This is a genomic window from [Leptolyngbya] sp. PCC 7376 (assembly GCF_000316605.1).
Lineage (GTDB): Bacteria > Cyanobacteriota > Cyanobacteriia > Cyanobacteriales > MRBY01 > MRBY01.
The window spans coordinates 3258377-3274084 of record NC_019683.1; the positions used below are offsets into that span (position 1 = coordinate 3258377).

The window sequence follows — 15708 nt, forward strand, 5'->3', positions numbered from 1 at the left end:
CATTAAATATTGTCGTTTAAAAGTGGGCATTGCCTAAGTAAGATGGATTTTGACAATCTTATTTTTTTAAGCTTTACTTACAGGTAAACTTTCGAGTCCATAGGCTTTCTGTGTCATGCCCGATGCTGCTTCTTCCCTAAATCTTCATACCCTTGAGCAGGATCTGCAAAATCGACTCCATGCTGAGCCCTCGTTGACTCAGCCGATGCAAGTGCGCTGTGTCTTTAAAGAAGGCATTTTGATTGTTCTGGTGCAGCACGGTGCGCCAGCTTTCCCTTACCCTCGCAAAGTGTTTAGAGCGATTCGGCAATTTTTATTGGAAGCCGATGTCCTACAAGAGCATCAAGTGTTGATGTATTTGCGTGTTGAGGGAAGCAATCAACCCTACGCATTCCATACACTCACAGAGCAGAGCCAGACGCCTACCGATACTGAGGAGCCAGTTGCTGAAACAGCTACGGCTGAAGAAACTGAAACTGAGCAATCAGATGAAGTCGATGATGATTTTGAAGAATTTGAAGCTCCCGCAGCACTAGCTTCTGAGCTCGAAGACGGCGAGAGTCTTGAAGAAACAGCGACAGACGAAGGTCTTGAAATGGCTACCGCTGCCACCACGGATGAAGATTACGAAGATGAAGCCTATGACGACGATGAAGAAGATATTGGTTTTGAAGGCTTTACTTCAGTCGAGGAAGGTTTTGATGATGACGATGATGATTATGAAGAGGAAGTGGGCGATCGCCGCCTAGGGAAAGCGACATTAGCCTTTGCTGCGGGTCTAGCCTTAGTCTTCTCTGGTACTGCCTTCTATGTATTGAGTCGCCCCTGTGTTATCGATAATTGCACCACGATGGATCGTGCAGAAAAACTCAGTGACCAAGCAATTAGTACCTTCCAAAGTAATCCTTCCGGTCAACAAATTCTCACGGCTCAAGGTCAACTAGAGGAGTCGGTACAAAAATTAGAATCTATTCCATTTTGGTCGCCACGCTACACCGAGGCCCAAGGCAGACTAAAGGATTATCGTGACCTCTCAGCAAGTCTTGATCAGGTCGTCAATTCTCTCTTTAAAGCTTCTGAAGCTGCTCAGATGAGTCAAAACCCACCGTTCGCAGCGGAGAAGTGGTCTGAAATTGCGACCCAATGGCAAGGGGCGATCGCCGGACTCAGCGAAGTTCCTCCTCAAGACTTTTTCCATCCTTTTGCCCAAAGTAAAATTGATGTTTACGAGCGTAACCTTAATGCAATTAACCAACGCTTAGCTCAAGAAGAACAAGCCGTTGAGGTTCTCGAGCAGGCAAAAGAAAATGCCAAAATTGCCCAAGTACAACAAGGGGTTGCTCAGTCCCTTGATAGCTGGGAAGAAGCTTATTTGTCTTGGTCTAAGGCGGTTCAAAAATTAGAAACAGTGGCAGAAGGGACGACTGCTTACGATGAAGCTCAGGCTTTGATGGATAGCTATGTGCCCCAGATGAGCGATATCAAAGAGCAGCAGGACAAAGAAACTTTTGCGCGCGATATTTACAACCAAGGTATTCGCATTGCCCAGTTGGCGCGTGATGCCGAGCTAGCGGAGAACTGGGAAGAGGCGACTTTCCACTGGCGTAATGCGATTCGCTATATGGAGCAAGTGCCCAACGATACCTACCAGGCTTCCCTTGCAAAGCCGGCGATCGCCCGTTTCAACCAAGCGATCGAAACCTCTCAAGTGCAGTTGCAGCTGTACACACGCCTCAAGCAAGCCGAGAATGATCTCAACCGTACCTGTGCTGGCGATCCGAATATCTGTACCTTTACCCTCGATGCCCGCAGTATCAATGTGAGACTGACTGCCGCCTACGTCAATCAAGTTCAGGAAACTGCAGTTCAAGCGAGTGCGACAAATAATAGTGACGCGAAAATTCGAATCCTAGATCACATCGCAACCCTTGAACAGGCTCTTGAAGTAATTAGCAAAAACACAAATGTTCCTGTACAGGTTTATGACGTTAATGGTGTTCTCCTAGTTGATTACAAACCTTAGAGAGTATTGAAAAAATCTGTTGTTGATTAATGCCTTTTAAGGCCGAAATTCTCGATCGAAAGAGTATTTTGATCTAAAGGATTTGTCATGCTCAAAAATACAGAAAAATTGTTTACGTAAACTAAGTACTGACGCATTTATCTGATGATTAAATCGTCTTTTTCTATAAATGAAAAACTTTGATCGTTTTTTTCAAAAAATTTATGAGCAACCTCTTGAAAATCGCCAAGATTGGTATGCGGAGAGCACTGTTGCCTATGCGAAATATCGTGCTCCCTATATCGACGAAATCATTGATCAAACCTGTCGTCAGTTTGACGATATTGCTCAGCCTCACTTGTTAGAAATTGGTAGCGGCCCTGGCAATGCCACAAAACATTTTGTAGAGCGTGGCTACAAAATCACTTGCGTTGAACCAAACACAACAGCTTGTAAGTTCGCGATAGAAAGATTTAAAGCCTTTCCTAACGTCGAAATTATCAACTCAACCTTTGAGGAATGGTCAGCTAATATCTCTAGAACATTTGATGTGGCGATCGCCGGAACATCATTTCATTGGCTCGATCAAAAAACTCGTTGTGAGAGACTTGCAAATCTTCTGAAATCTAATGGCAAAATCATTTTGCTATGGTGCACTGCCCCGCAGCCAGAATATGAAATCTATCAATATCTTGATCCGATTTATCAAGAGTATCTACCAAGCTTTGCTGACTATGAGAATTTCGAAACACAACGACAAAATATCATGAGTGTTAGTGAGCATTTAGTTGAATCAAATTATTTTGTTGATTTGCAATGCCAACAAGAAACTGCTTGTCTCTCATATACAACAGAAGAATATCTCAGTTTACTAACAACACTGTCACCCTATATCGCGCTTTCTACAGAAAGAAGAGAAGCCTTTTTTACGACATTACGACAAACCTTTGAAGAGAATGAGATCACTAAAATCTCGACTAAATATATTTGTGCAGCTCACTCGGCAATCAAAGCCAAAATATAGCATTTTCCACTCATACTTTCTTCTCAATATGTCTATAAAAAAGTAAATGCTTTAAGCACTTTCACGATTTTCTTCCGATTCAATAGTGAATGCTTGATTCCGACCTTGAGATTTTGCTTGATATAGCGCTTTATCCGCACGATCAATTAAATAGGCCATGTCTAGATGCTTATTTGGAATACAAGTTGCAACCCCACAGCTAGAAGTTACAAATGGTATTACAGGAGAATTTTGATGAGGGATCTTCAGCTCACGAATCGCTTTAAGAGTTCTTTTAGAAATGTAGCAAGCTCCGTCTAAGTCTGTATTAGATAAAAGAATAATAAACTCTTCGCCACCATATCTTGCGGCTAGATCAGTTGTCCGTCCGATCTGTTTTTTTAAGACTTGTGCGATCCGAATCAGACACTCATCTCCCTGCACATGACCATATGTATCGTTATAAATTTTGAAATGATCAATATCAAATATCAGCAAGGAAAGAGGAGTTTGATCTCGTTGACACCGTAACCATTCTCGTTCTAAAACTTCATCAAATTTACGCCGATTCGCAATCTGTGTCAGTCCATCAAGCTGAGCTTGCTTCTGCAAAATTAATTCCAAACGTTTGCGATCACTAATATCTAAACCAATAAACCCTACTCGAAAAACACGTCCTTGCTCATCAATAATAGGGAAATACGACATCAACCAAGTTGAGCCAGAGTTCGTATCAGGCACATACATTTCTTCATTGATGTTTTCCTGTTTCGAATCTAAAATCAATTGACATTTTGAGACGATTTCCTGGTGCAACTTAGGGTTAATTATATATTCTGGAATATCATCGTTGGATTCTTGTCTTTGTTGGAGATCTGCAAGGAAATTATTGACTTTTATCAAGTTCAGATCTTTATCTAAAATCGCCATTGCAAGGGGGGCTGTATCAATAAAAGTATCTAAAACCAGTTGTGTTTGGAGTAGTTTCGAGGTGCGGTCAAATACTCTTTCTTCTAGAAAATCCAAGGTGGAATGCAATGTCTGTGTGATCGCTTTTCGTTCACTTAGAATAGCGGAAATAATGAGGATAGTGACAGCATAAACGGCGATAAAAGATTCAAGCAGCAATAATGATAGTGTTGGATGAGGGGTTTCTCCAACAAAAGAACCATAACCATTGACTGTTGCGAATATCCCCACTAAAGACAATATACCAACTAATACTTGAGGTAATGGTTGTTCTAAACGAAAGACTGAGCCAACAAGAAGTGGTAAAAATAAATATTCTAAATCATAGTTTTTATAGAAAACAAAGTAGCTAACTAACGTTGCCAAACCGACAAACACAATGATTTCCCATATGGCAGTTTTTCGTTGCTGTCCCTTTGGCGATCGCCAGAAAAGAATGGGAGGGACAAAAATCAATTGGGCTAGGCTTGCTCCTAAAAACCAAACGAGCCAAGAGACCAAGAGATTATTAATAGGAATAATGCCATATACATAAAAGAAAAATACTGGTAATAATGCTGAGATAGATGAGCTAATCAGGCTAATACCAAGAAATTCAGATATTGACTTGACTGTTTGAAAGATTGAAGACAGACTTTTATGCCTTCGACGGAGCCAAGTTGCACAGATAAAGACATTTACCGCTTCATTAAAGACAATGGCTAAAGTCAAGATAAGAATTGCAGAGAAAGATAAATCAAGAGAGAGTTCATTTAATGCAAAATAGTTTTCTATTGAAGTGCCTAAAATAATGCCGATTAATGCAGTATTGCCCAGTTCTAAAATTGCAATTAAACCAACCACAGCTGGCAGCCAAAGTGGTGTTAGTTCGCCTGGGAGAGATGCAAAACTAACACTGAATTTTATTGCCAGAATATAACTAATGGCGATCGCCAATTGACAGAAAACTGGGTGCTTAACGAGCTTAGAAAAAGTCACAACGGAGAAAGAGTAATTGTTGATTAAGGTGCATTTCAGCAAAGGATTGCTCACCCTTATCATATTTCAATTGAATGGCAATTACATAGAGCTTTTGCTGTAGTACATATACTCTTTTCTCTTGAGTACATCCCAGAGAATTTCAAAACCCTCTCTCAAAACTTGTATGGCGATCGCCTCATTCACCTACTGACGACAAAAGTGGCTTAAGAAATTTTGCGGTGTGAGATCGCTTGCATTTGATTACATCTTCCGGTGTCCCGACTGTAATAATCTCCCCACCGCGATCGCCCCCTTCTGGGCCTAAATCAATTAACCAATCACTACAGCGAATCACATCAAGGTTATGTTCAATCACCAATACTGAATTGCCTTTGTCCACCAATCGTTGCAAGACATTGAGTAAATGGTGCACATCATAAAAAGATAAACCTGTGGTTGGTTCATCAATTAGATAAAGGGTTTTGCCCGTAGCTCGGCGCGATAATTCTGAGGCTAATTTCACGCGTTGTGCTTCACCCCCAGAAAGGGTTGGAGCAGGTTGTCCAAGCTTGACGTAATTTAAGCCCACATCCATCAATGTCTGCAATCGATTCGCCGCCGCTGTAATATTTTCAAATACGCCTAAAGCTTCTTCCACTGTCATATTCAGAACATCAGCGATAGAGTAGCCTTTGAATTTCACCTGCAAAGTTTCTCGGTTATACCTCGCACCTTTGCACACATCGCATTGCACATAAACATCGGGCAAGAAATTCATTTCGATCACATTTACGCCCTGACCAGAACAGGCTTCACAGCGACCACCTTTCACATTGAACGAAAAACGACCCTTTTTGTAACCTCGGGTTTTCGCTTCCACTGCCTCAGCAAATAGAGTCCGAATTGGGTCAAAAATTCCAGTGTAGGTAGCGGGGTTAGAGCGAGGGGTGCGACCGATGGGTGACTGATCAATGACGATTACCTTATCGATAGACTTTAGGCCCTTAACGGCATCCAAGTCCTTCGGAAACGGAATATTTTTATTGAGGCTGTGTTGCAAGGCTGGATAAAGTAATTCATTCATTAGAGTGGATTTACCCGAACCCGAAACCCCCGTTACACAAACCAATTTGCCCAGGGGAATCTCTACATCAACACCCTGTAAATTATTTTTACGACAGTTTGTCAGCACAAGCTTGCCGCCATTTCCTTCCCGTCGCTCCTCTGGCGTTTCGATTTTGCGCTGACCGGATAGATACGCTGCCGTGAGGGATTTTTTATTTTTGAGAAATTTATTGAATGTCCCGGCAAAAACGATATCACCACCATGGACACCTGCTTTTGGGCCAATATCAATAATGTGGTCGGCAGCCCGCATCGTGTCTTCGTCATGCTCCACAACAATTAGGGTATTGCCGAGGTCTCGCAATTTTTGCAATGTTTTAAGCAGTCGCTCATTATCCCGCTGGTGCAAACCAATACTTGGCTCATCTAAAACGTAGAGAACGCCCGTCAATCCTGCACCAATTTGTGTTGCCAAGCGAATTCGTTGTGCTTCACCACCGGAAAGAGTCATTGCTGCGCGATCAAGGGTCAAATAATCTAGACCAACATCTAGTAAAAACTTCAGGCGGGCACGGATTTCTTTTAAGGCAAGCTCACCAATTAATTTTTGGCGATCGCTTAATTCCAGTTCATCGACGTGTTTGAGACAATCTCGAATGGAGACACTGGTTAACTCATCAATGTTGTATTGTCCTAATCGAACAGATAAGGCCTCGGGTTTTAGCCGCTTACCATGGCACACTTCGCAGGGCTGGTTAACTAAATATTTTTCGAGCTTCGATTTAATTGCATCGGAACTGGTGTCTTTATAGTTACGGTCTAGGAGCTTGAGAATGCCAGAATAATGGCGATAATAACCTTTGCCTGAACCGTAACGAGATTCTTCCTCAAACCAAATCGATTCTTCGGAACCATTCAGCAAAATTTCGCGATGCTCTTCGCTGAGTTTTTCCCACGGAGTTTGGATCTCAAAGCCAAAGTTTTGACCGAGGTTATAAAGTAGCGATAAGTAATAGGTATTTTCTTTTTCAGACCATGGGGCGATCGCCGCGTAGAGGGGTTGTTTTGGATCGGGAATAACGAGGTCAGCAGAAAAACGTCGGTGGCTCCCCAAACCATGGCAGGCTGAACAAGCACCATAGGGGGAATTAAAGGAAAAGAGCCGAGGTGATAACTCTTCGATCACCGCACCATGTTCGGGACAAGCGAAATTCTCGGAGAAAATAATTTGCTCATCTGTGCCAACTAAATCGACAATCGCTGTGCCTTCGGAATGCTTTAAGCAAGTGGCGAGAGAATCGGCTAAACGTTCTTCAATGCCATCTTTTTTTACGAGACGATCAACAACAATTTCAATATTGTGGTGTTGATTTTTATCGAGTTTGATACTGTCACTCAATTCACGGGTTTCACCATTTACTCGTACGCGGGCAAAACCTTCTGAAGCAATACTCGAAAGGGTCTTTTTGTGGGTTCCTTTTTGATGGCGAACGATAGGTGCAAGTAATTGAAATTTTGTTTTATCAGGCAATCCTAAAACGCGATCACACATTTCATCGATAGTTTGGGGAGCAATGGGGCGATCGCACTTAGGACAGTGGGGTTCACCTGCTCGTCCAAACAACAAACGTAAATAATCCGCAATTTCGGTGACTGTGCCCACCGTAGAGCGGGGATTGTGGGAGGTTGATTTTTGGTCGATGGAGATCGCCGGACTCAAGCCTTCAATGGCATCGACATCGGGCTTATCCAGTTGTCCTAAAAATTGCCGCGCGTAGGCACTGAGGGACTCTACATAACGCCGTTGTCCCTCCGCAAAAATTGTGTCAAATGCCAGCGACGACTTACCCGAACCTGACACCCCAGTGAACACAATTAACTGGTTACGAGGTAAATCAAGATCCACATTTTTTAAGTTGTGCTGCCTTGCGCCACGGATGCGGATTTGATCGGACTTGCTCATTGGGGCGATCGCCATTACTGCTTAAAAGTTCTTAAATATTATAGGCAAGTAAGAGAGCTGTATTGGCGGCCATCTAGGAAAATCCTGTGGATTCACCCGTTAAAATCAAAGCAACATGAAAAACCCAGTTTTGCTATGGTCGCTCTGAAAGATTTTCAGTATCTTACTCCCGAAGAATATTTGACATGGGAAGCGGAAAGCTCCATCAAACACGAATATATCAATGGTGGAGCCTATGCAATGGACGGAACGACCGACGAACACAATGTAATCATTGGTAATTTATATTTATTGCTCCGGAATCATCTGCGAGATTCTGATTACAGCGTGTATTTCGCCGATGTCAAGATGCGGGTTGAGCGGAAAAATTGTTATATTACTATCCAGATTTATTTGTCACTTGTAATCCGGAAGACAAAGACACTGCGACTATCAAATATTTCCCAAAGCGGCGTTGCAGAATAGAGGAATGAATCTATGAGCGTTGGGAGACAGGAAAATCCTCGAATTTGAGGTCATGAATCAGCAATCAAATCGAATGCTCTAACATTTCCAGAGACTTTGAATAACATCAAGTTTTTCGATGAAGTCGAGCGAGATAGTGCCGCATTCGAAAGCAGCTCAAACACTGTCCATCTCTCAGAGATGCGATGGATATGACTCTTCGTGATGCTTGTCTTAACTCTTTTGACCACTGCTATAGTTTGGCGACTCTCACGGGTTATCTCCTTGAGAAAAGCTCTTTGAAGCCTTACTTTGTACGTTCAGCTCCAGAAAAGCTACGACTTCATTCTCATTACAGTTCTTTTACTCTTGGATTAGCCCGCTATTGTTCTCCATATCTCCATTCACTTTTAGCCGACCTTGTGGTTCAATCAATGGCAACCAAGCCTCACAATTGGCTCTCTTTTCAGAAAGGATTCACTGCTCTATCCCACCTATAGAACATCTTTTAAACTCCTTGTCATCCCCTGAGCTAGTCGGGTCAACCTACCCAGATTTTTGGCTATATTTCTACTGGTCGTGATGGCTTATATAGCAGGCAAGGAGTGGGTTAAGACAGAATAGGATAGAAGCAATAAATATAGATGCCATGCCTGCTCCCCATAGTCTTGATTTACGCCTAAAAGCTGTTGCCGCCTTCGATAAAGGTGAACGAAAAAGTGATATCTGTCGCTTCTTTGGTATTAGCCGAAATACGCTAGACCTGTGGCTGAAACAACGAGAGAAAATCGGTTCAGTCGCTCCGAAGACAGATTACCGTCGAGGCCCTCAACCGAAGATTAATGATCTAGATGCTTTTCGTGCTTTTGCAGAGAAATATGGGCATCTAACCCAGAAGGAAATGGCGGAGAAATGGCCAGAGTCTATTAGTGATGCATCCAGACGTGAAGCTCTACGGAAAATTGAATTTACTCGAAAAAAAAGCCTATCGATATCAAGAGAGAGATAAAGAATTAGAAAAAGCATTTGTGGCACAACTGAAGCAGTATGTCCAAGAACGACTCGTATATATCGATGAAAGTGGATTTGATAATACCTTAGATTATGGGTATGGCTACTGCCATAAGTCAGAGAGGTTTATCGCAGAGAAGTTAGGTCATCGTACAGAACGAGTTAGCGTGATTGGAGGATGGCGAGAGGGAGAGGCAGATAGCACCGATGGTATTTGAGGGCTATGCCAACAGCGCCTTAGTTTGCCAATGGGTAGAGGATTGCTTAGTGCCAGAGTTGATTCCGGGTCAAATTATTATTCTGGATAATGCCAGTGTTCATCCAAAGGAAAGAATACAAACATTGGTGGCGAAGGCAGGATGTGAAGTGATATTTTTGCCACCCTACTCACCACACCTGAACAAGATAGAGAAGTTTTGGGGGAGGTTAAAGAAGGAGATAAGTAAGCTCATCAAGAAGACTGAGGATTTGTTCGATGCCATCAGAATAGCCTTCTGTTCTATGTCCTAACCTTCTCCTTCGCTGCTATAGCCTAGCCCCTATTACAGACAATCTTCTTCACGATAGCTGTTGGAAACCTTACCTTGTATGCTTTGCTTCGGAACAACGGCGCTCTAATCCTCGTCATAGTTCTTTTACTCTTGGATTAGCTCGCTACGGATACCAATATATTCATCCACTTTTAACAGACTTGACTCATCACTTAATTGCCACTAAACCTCATAAGTGGCTCTATTTCCACAGAGGCTTCATCGCTCTATCCTAGTTCCAGAATACTTTCTAACCTGTTTATCATCCCTCGGGCAAACAGTCGCAGAGTATTTCATAGAAAAAAATTCGTCGGAAGAATAAAAGATGATGCCAGGTTGAAAATATTAGTTATAGTTCCGTCTTTGCAATTTCCCTCTTTGCAACTTCCAAAAATACAATCCTAAAATCAGTGAGAAGCCCTGCATTTCAGCAATAAATTGCCCTACACAAACTGGGTGTTCGCAAGAAAAGCAATAGAAATACCGAGAGAAAGTCCCACAAGCACTTGTACTGGTGTATGGCCTAAAAGCTCCTTGAGTTTTTCTTCTTTAAATTCCTGCTCTTGGAACATGTCTTCGATGATCTGATTCAGAATACGGGCTTGTTTCCCCGCGGCCTGGCGGACTCCAGCGGCATCATACATAACGATCACGGCAAACAAACAGGCGATCGCAAACTCGGCGCTATCCCACCCTTTTGTTTGACCCACGCTAGTCGCTAGAGCACCAACGAGAGCGGAATGCGCACTAGGCATTCCTCCAGCACTAAAAAGAGACCGAAGATCCGCTTTTTTATAGCGAATTAAGTCGATAGGAATTTTTAACATTTGGGCGCTGATACAGGCAGCCAGTGCCACGATCAAAATCTGGTTATGAAAAACGGAGCTGAGTTCTTGCATGGTGCTTTAACGGTAGTAAGGCTCAATTTTTGCGGTTAATAATGTATTCAGCAAGGGCTTTTAAGGGTGCAGCGCTTGCTCCGTAGTCTTCTAGGGAGGCGATCGCCTCATCAGTTAGTCGTTGTGCTTCCGAACGAGATTTTTCTAAGCCCCACAAACTTGGGTAAGTCACTTTCTGAGCATCTAGATCTTTGCCAGCTGTTTTACCAAGCTCCTCTTGAGTCGCTGTAATGTCGAGAATATCATCAATAATTTGGAACGTTAGACCGATATTCTGAGCGTATTTTTGTAGCTTCTGAATTTTTGCATTTTCCGCTCCCGCCAGAATTGCGCCGGATGTCACACAAACCTCAAGCAGTGCACCTGTTTTGTGAGTATGAATGAAATTCAGCGTTTCGATGGAAACATCCGTTTTTCCTTCAGATTGAAGATCAACAACTTGACCACCAACAAGACCCTCTGCACCAACAGCCTGTCCCAAACGAATAACCACTTGTAGGAGTCGGTCTGCGGGAACGCCTTGGGTACGAGCGACATATTCGAAAGCGTAGGAGAGAAGGCCATCACCAGCCAAAATTGCAATATCTTCACCATAAACTTTATGGTTGGTCGGTTTGCCACGTCGGAGATCGTCATTATCCATGGAGGGTAAATCATCATGGATAAGGGACATGGTGTGAATCATCTCCAGGGCACAGGCAGTATTCATCGCCATTTCGGTTGTGCCCCCCAACATATTGCAGGCCGCTAAACACAAAATTGGTCTGAGCCGTTTTCCACCTGCCAATAGGGAATAGCGCATCGCTTCGTAGACAGTGACGGGCTCTGCGGTCACGATTGATTGATCGAGGGCGGTTTCAACGATCGCCTTTTTTTCCTTGAGATACCGTTCCAGAGAAAATCCCTGTGCCTTAGCGTCTACTACCATTTCTACGTTGTGGGACTGATGATTTTTTCAAGAACATTCTACAGTCCTTTGGTCGCAGTCTCGGCGTTAGGTCTTTCTCGTCTCAATCGGATTCGTTGGCGAATCTTGGGACACTAATCATTAGAGCTTCAGTCAATACTTGGAAAAACAGCAACGATCTTGGGTAGAGAGCACACCGAGCAGATACCATGGATAAGTTGCAAAACAATATTGACCCAATATCCAAGGAGTGAAAGCGAGCATGGCTGAAGCGAATGGTGATCAACATGAACCCATGAAACTTCCGAAAACCAGTGAGTCGGAGAATCTTAAGCGTATTCGTCACACAGCATCCCACGTGATGGCTATGGCGGTACAGACGATTTTTCCTGATGCGCAGGTGACCATTGGTCCTTGGACAGAGAACGGTTTTTACTACGACTTTGATAAAGAGGAACCCTTTACGGACAAAGATCTCAAAACCATCAAGAAAGAGATGGTCAAGATCATTAAGAAGAAATATCCTGTGGTGCGCGAAGAGGTTTCCCGTGAGGAAGCGGAAAAGCGTATCAAAGCAATTAATGAGCCGTACAAACTAGAAATTCTTGAGGGTTTGGAAGCGCCAATTACGCTTTATCATCTCGAAGATAAGTGGTGGGATCTTTGTGCTGGCCCCCACGTAGAAACGACTGGTGAGCTAAATCCTAAGGCGATCGCCCTAGAGTCTGTGGCGGGTGCATACTGGCGTGGTGATGAAAATAATCAACAGCTGCAGCGCATCTATGGCACAGCTTGGGAAACCCCTGAACAGCTCAAAGAATATAAACGCCGTAAGGAGGAAGCCCTCAAGCGTGATCACCGCAAACTAGGTAAAGATCTCGGTCTGTTTGTTTTTTCTGATCAAGTTGGCCCGGGTCTTCCTCTTTGGACTCCGAAAGGAACCTTAATTCGTTCTACTCTGGAAAATTTCCTCAAGGGCGAGCAAACTAAGCGCGGTTATCAAGGGGTTGTCACGCCTCATATTGCACGGGTTGATCTCTTTAAAGTGTCTGGTCACTGGCAAAACTATCGCGAAGATATGTTCCCTATGATGGCGGAAGACGATGAAGCGCGGGCAATGGAACAGGGCTTTGTGATGAAGCCTATGAACTGTCCTTTCCACATCCAAATCTATAAGGATCAATTGCGTTCCTACCGTGATTTGCCGATGCGTTTGGCGGAATTTGGCACGGTTTATCGGTATGAACAATCCGGTGAATTGGGTGGTCTAACGCGGGTGCGCGGTTTTACAGTGGATGATTCGCACTTGTTTGTGACACCCGACCAGCTCGAAAAAGAATTTTTTAATGTTGTCGATTTGATTTTGACAGTCTTTAAGAGTCTGCAACTCAAGAATTTCAAAGCGCGTTTGAGTTTCCGTGACCCCAACTCTGACAAATATATTGGTTCGGATGAGGTTTGGGAAAAGGCTCAGAGCGCAATCCGTAATGCGGTGACTAGTCTTGATATGGAGCATTTTGAGGCTGAGGGAGAGGCCGCATTCTATGGTCCGAAACTCGACTTTATTTTCCAGGATGTCCTAGAGCGGGAATGGCAACTCGGGACGGTGCAGGTTGACTATAATCTCCCCGAACGGTTCGAGCTGGAATATGTCTCTGAGGATGGCGATCGCCAACGTCCTGTGATGATTCACCGTGCGCCCTTTGGCTCTTTGGAGCGTCTCATCGGTATTCTCATCGAGGAATATGCAGGAGATTTCCCACTGTGGCTCGCACCGGAGCAAGTTCGAATCTTAGCGGTAGGTGACGATTTCCTTCCCTATGCCAAAGAAAAAGCAGCTGAACTTCAAGCCCTCGGTATTCGTGCGATGGCTGATACATCTGGCGATCGCCTCGGCAAATTAGTCCGTAATGCTGAGAAACAGAAGATTCCTGTCATGGCAGTAGCTGGGGCAAAAGAATTAGAAGCGAATAGCTTGAGTATTCGTACTCGTGCATCGGGAGAACTTGGTGCATTACCGATGGCTGAAGTGACCCAGCGTTTAGTAGAAGCTAACACCAACCATACCAATTTCTAAAAGATTGGCATCACAGATAAAATCAATCATTTAAAAGCTCTCTGGAAGTTTGATTCCAGAGAGCTTTTTTTGAAAAATAGACTATTAATCTTGAATTAATTTTTACTTTTTTAATCTAAATCTCTATGTGTCAGAATTTTATGTTGCAATCGAATTTCAGCTAATCTTTCTTCTTGATTAGTTCGAGCCCCTAAGGTAAATTCTCCAACTAAAGAATAATAAACCATGCGAGCACGTGTGGTTGCTTCAAAGGGAGTAAAATCAAGTTCTAAGAAAAGATTTTTTGTGTAATCAAAACGCCGTTGATCGACATCCTTAAGAACCACAGCCACTTGTGGTTCATTCCTTGCCCAAGCCCGTATTGCATTTTCTACCTGACCGTCATCTTGGACAGCCAATTCAAATAGGCGTAATAGCTTGGCAGAAGCATCACCTTTTTCTCGCTCAACCTGTTCAATAATTCCATCCGTATCATTCGCAATCCAAGCATCAATAAGCGCATCCAGAAGCTCTGCACGATTTTTGAAATGCCAGTAGAAACTCCCTTTCGTTACCTCTAGTAACTTCGCAAGGGGTTCAACTCGCACGGCAGCAACTCCACTTTCGGATAGAACCTTCAATCCCAAGTTAATCCAGTCTTGCTTACCAAGTTTAGAATTCTCTTTTTTTTTGACCATACGGCAGCGTATTGACATTCGTCGACAGAGCTATTAGTCTATAGCCATACGGTAGCGTATTGAGAAAGCAGGCATGAATATTTTTAGTCAAAAACATTGGATTTACAGGCTTTATAGTGCTCTAAAAGCGCATTTCAGAAATATAGGTTTTATTAGTTTTGCTTACGCAATATGTGTCGCTTTTGTCTGCAGCTGGAGTGTGCCAGCGATCGCCAGCCCTATTCCTAATCATCAGCTCGTATCAATCAACGTTAATCATCAAGGAGAGAATGCTATGTCTATCGAACAAAATCGGATGATCGCCCTTCGATTTGCAACAGAGGGTTGGGGGACAAGTCCTAACTGGCGAGAAGTTTGGGATGAGCTAATGGCAGATGATGTGGTGTATCACTTCAATAGTTCAGCAGAGCCAATTGTTGGTTTGGAAGCGAATAAAGAATTTAATACTGATTTATTCCAAGGTTTTCCAGATCTCCATAATGCTATTCACGATGTGATTGTGGAAGGCAATAAGGTTGTTTATCACTCAACTTTAAAAGGCACAAATACAGGTTCTTTTTTAGGTGTGCCACCGACAGGAAAAGTTGTGGAAATCCATGACTTTACACTACTCAGTCTTTCTGGTGGGAAAATTTCAGAATGGTGGTATGACTGTAATTTACTGGAAGTGATGCAGCAACTGGGTTTAGTGCCAGATGAGTCGGCATAAACTTTTCTTTAATACAGCAAATTAATCAGGATCAGGTGAAATTTATAGCTGGGCGACGATAGTTCAGTTCAATGATTTTTGTCACTTGTCCTGTTTCTTCGTAGATATAGTCATCCACTAGAAACACTTGTCCATTTTCAAAAAGTAAAGAATAAAATACATTTCGTTCTTTTAAAACTACTCTTGAAGCATCACAAACAGTAGAACAATAAAAATGGCGTGATATGTCTGCAGCTAAGTTTTCAATTAGTGGTAATAAAGGTTCGATTTTGACATATATGCTCAGACAGTATTTTAAGCCTTGATCTAAATCAGTATTTTCAGAATATTGAAAAATACTTTGTTCTACTGCTGCATCATCCCAATCATTCAAACCTTCATATAGAAGAAAAAAATTCAAAGTAGGAAATTTGTTTCTGAGAAAAAGCTCTAGTTCTTGGTATTCAAGATGTTTGTCTATCACGATATCCATAGCTTATTTATAGCTGAGGG

Annotated in this window: 11 protein-coding genes and 1 pseudogene; 6 read left to right on the top strand and 6 right to left on the bottom strand. The window is 42.9% G+C overall.

The features are described from left to right. Nucleotides 1–115 precede the first annotated feature (115 nt). The gene (locus LEPTO7376_RS14680) at nucleotides 116–2023 is read left to right on the top strand and encodes a hypothetical protein (RefSeq protein ID WP_015134952.1); all 1908 of its coding nucleotides are present in this window, start codon (nucleotides 116–118) and stop codon (nucleotides 2021–2023) included. Between the two features lie 169 nt (nucleotides 2024–2192). Continuing rightward, complete coding sequence (locus LEPTO7376_RS14685; RefSeq protein WP_015134953.1) at nucleotides 2193–3026, top strand: trans-aconitate 2-methyltransferase; 834 nt, start codon at nucleotides 2193–2195, stop codon at nucleotides 3024–3026. 51 nt (nucleotides 3027–3077) lie between these two features. Here the strand turns inward: LEPTO7376_RS14685 and LEPTO7376_RS23685 are convergent, their stop codons facing one another. Continuing rightward, a complete protein-coding gene (locus tag LEPTO7376_RS23685) occupies nucleotides 3078–4952 on the bottom strand; it encodes a diguanylate cyclase domain-containing protein (protein ID WP_051188786.1) in 1875 nt (624 codons plus the stop codon). Between the two features lie 178 nt (nucleotides 4953–5130). After that, nucleotides 5131–7962: an excinuclease ABC subunit UvrA gene (gene uvrA / locus LEPTO7376_RS14695; RefSeq protein ID WP_041765644.1), complete on the bottom strand. Its 2832-nt coding sequence runs from the start codon at nucleotides 7960–7962 to the stop codon at nucleotides 5131–5133. Nucleotides 7963–8097: 135 nt separating this feature from the next. On the opposite strand from uvrA, the gene LEPTO7376_RS14700 reads away from it, so the two are divergent. Both LEPTO7376_RS14700 and LEPTO7376_RS29125 read left to right on the top strand, forming a co-directional pair. Beyond that, complete coding sequence (locus tag LEPTO7376_RS14700; RefSeq protein ID WP_015134956.1) at nucleotides 8098–8427, top strand: Uma2 family endonuclease; 330 nt, start codon at nucleotides 8098–8100, stop codon at nucleotides 8425–8427. 628 nt (nucleotides 8428–9055) lie between these two features. Beyond that, nucleotides 9056–9927, top strand: a pseudogene (locus tag LEPTO7376_RS29125) (IS630 family transposase). A gap of 463 nt (nucleotides 9928–10390) precedes the next feature. Here LEPTO7376_RS29125 and LEPTO7376_RS14720 read toward each other — a convergent pair. Next, on the bottom strand, nucleotides 10391–10846 hold the full coding sequence (locus LEPTO7376_RS14720) for a divergent PAP2 family protein (RefSeq protein ID WP_015134957.1): 456 nt from the start codon (nucleotides 10844–10846) through the stop codon (nucleotides 10391–10393). A 22-nt stretch (nucleotides 10847–10868) separates the two neighbouring features. Then, the gene (gene crtE, locus LEPTO7376_RS14725; RefSeq protein WP_015134958.1) at nucleotides 10869–11774 is read right to left on the bottom strand and encodes a geranylgeranyl pyrophosphate/diphosphate synthase/geranyltranstransferaseCrtE; all 906 of its coding nucleotides are present in this window, start codon (nucleotides 11772–11774) and stop codon (nucleotides 10869–10871) included. Nucleotides 11775–12015: 241 nt separating this feature from the next. Here crtE and thrS point away from each other — a divergent pair, with 241 nt between their 5' ends. Further along, nucleotides 12016–13830 carry a threonine--tRNA ligase gene (gene thrS / locus LEPTO7376_RS14730; protein WP_015134959.1) on the top strand — a complete coding sequence of 605 codons (1815 nt, stop codon included), beginning with the start codon at nucleotides 12016–12018 and terminating at the stop codon, nucleotides 13828–13830. Nucleotides 13831–13940: 110 nt separating this feature from the next. Here the strand turns inward: thrS and LEPTO7376_RS14735 are convergent, their stop codons facing one another. Continuing rightward, nucleotides 13941–14507 (bottom strand): TetR/AcrR family transcriptional regulator, encoded by a 567-nt coding sequence (locus tag LEPTO7376_RS14735; protein WP_015134960.1) that lies wholly within the window; start codon nucleotides 14505–14507, stop codon nucleotides 13941–13943. 274 nt (nucleotides 14508–14781) lie between these two features. Between LEPTO7376_RS14735 and LEPTO7376_RS14740 the strand changes: the two genes are divergently transcribed. Then, nucleotides 14782–15216, top strand: coding sequence for an ester cyclase (locus LEPTO7376_RS14740; RefSeq protein ID WP_015134961.1), 435 nt, complete (start codon nucleotides 14782–14784; stop codon nucleotides 15214–15216). Between the two features lie 31 nt (nucleotides 15217–15247). On the opposite strand, the gene LEPTO7376_RS14745 is transcribed toward LEPTO7376_RS14740, so the two are convergent. After that, nucleotides 15248–15688, bottom strand: coding sequence for a hypothetical protein (locus tag LEPTO7376_RS14745; RefSeq protein WP_015134962.1), 441 nt, complete (start codon nucleotides 15686–15688; stop codon nucleotides 15248–15250). Between the last annotated feature and the right edge of the window lie 20 nt (nucleotides 15689–15708).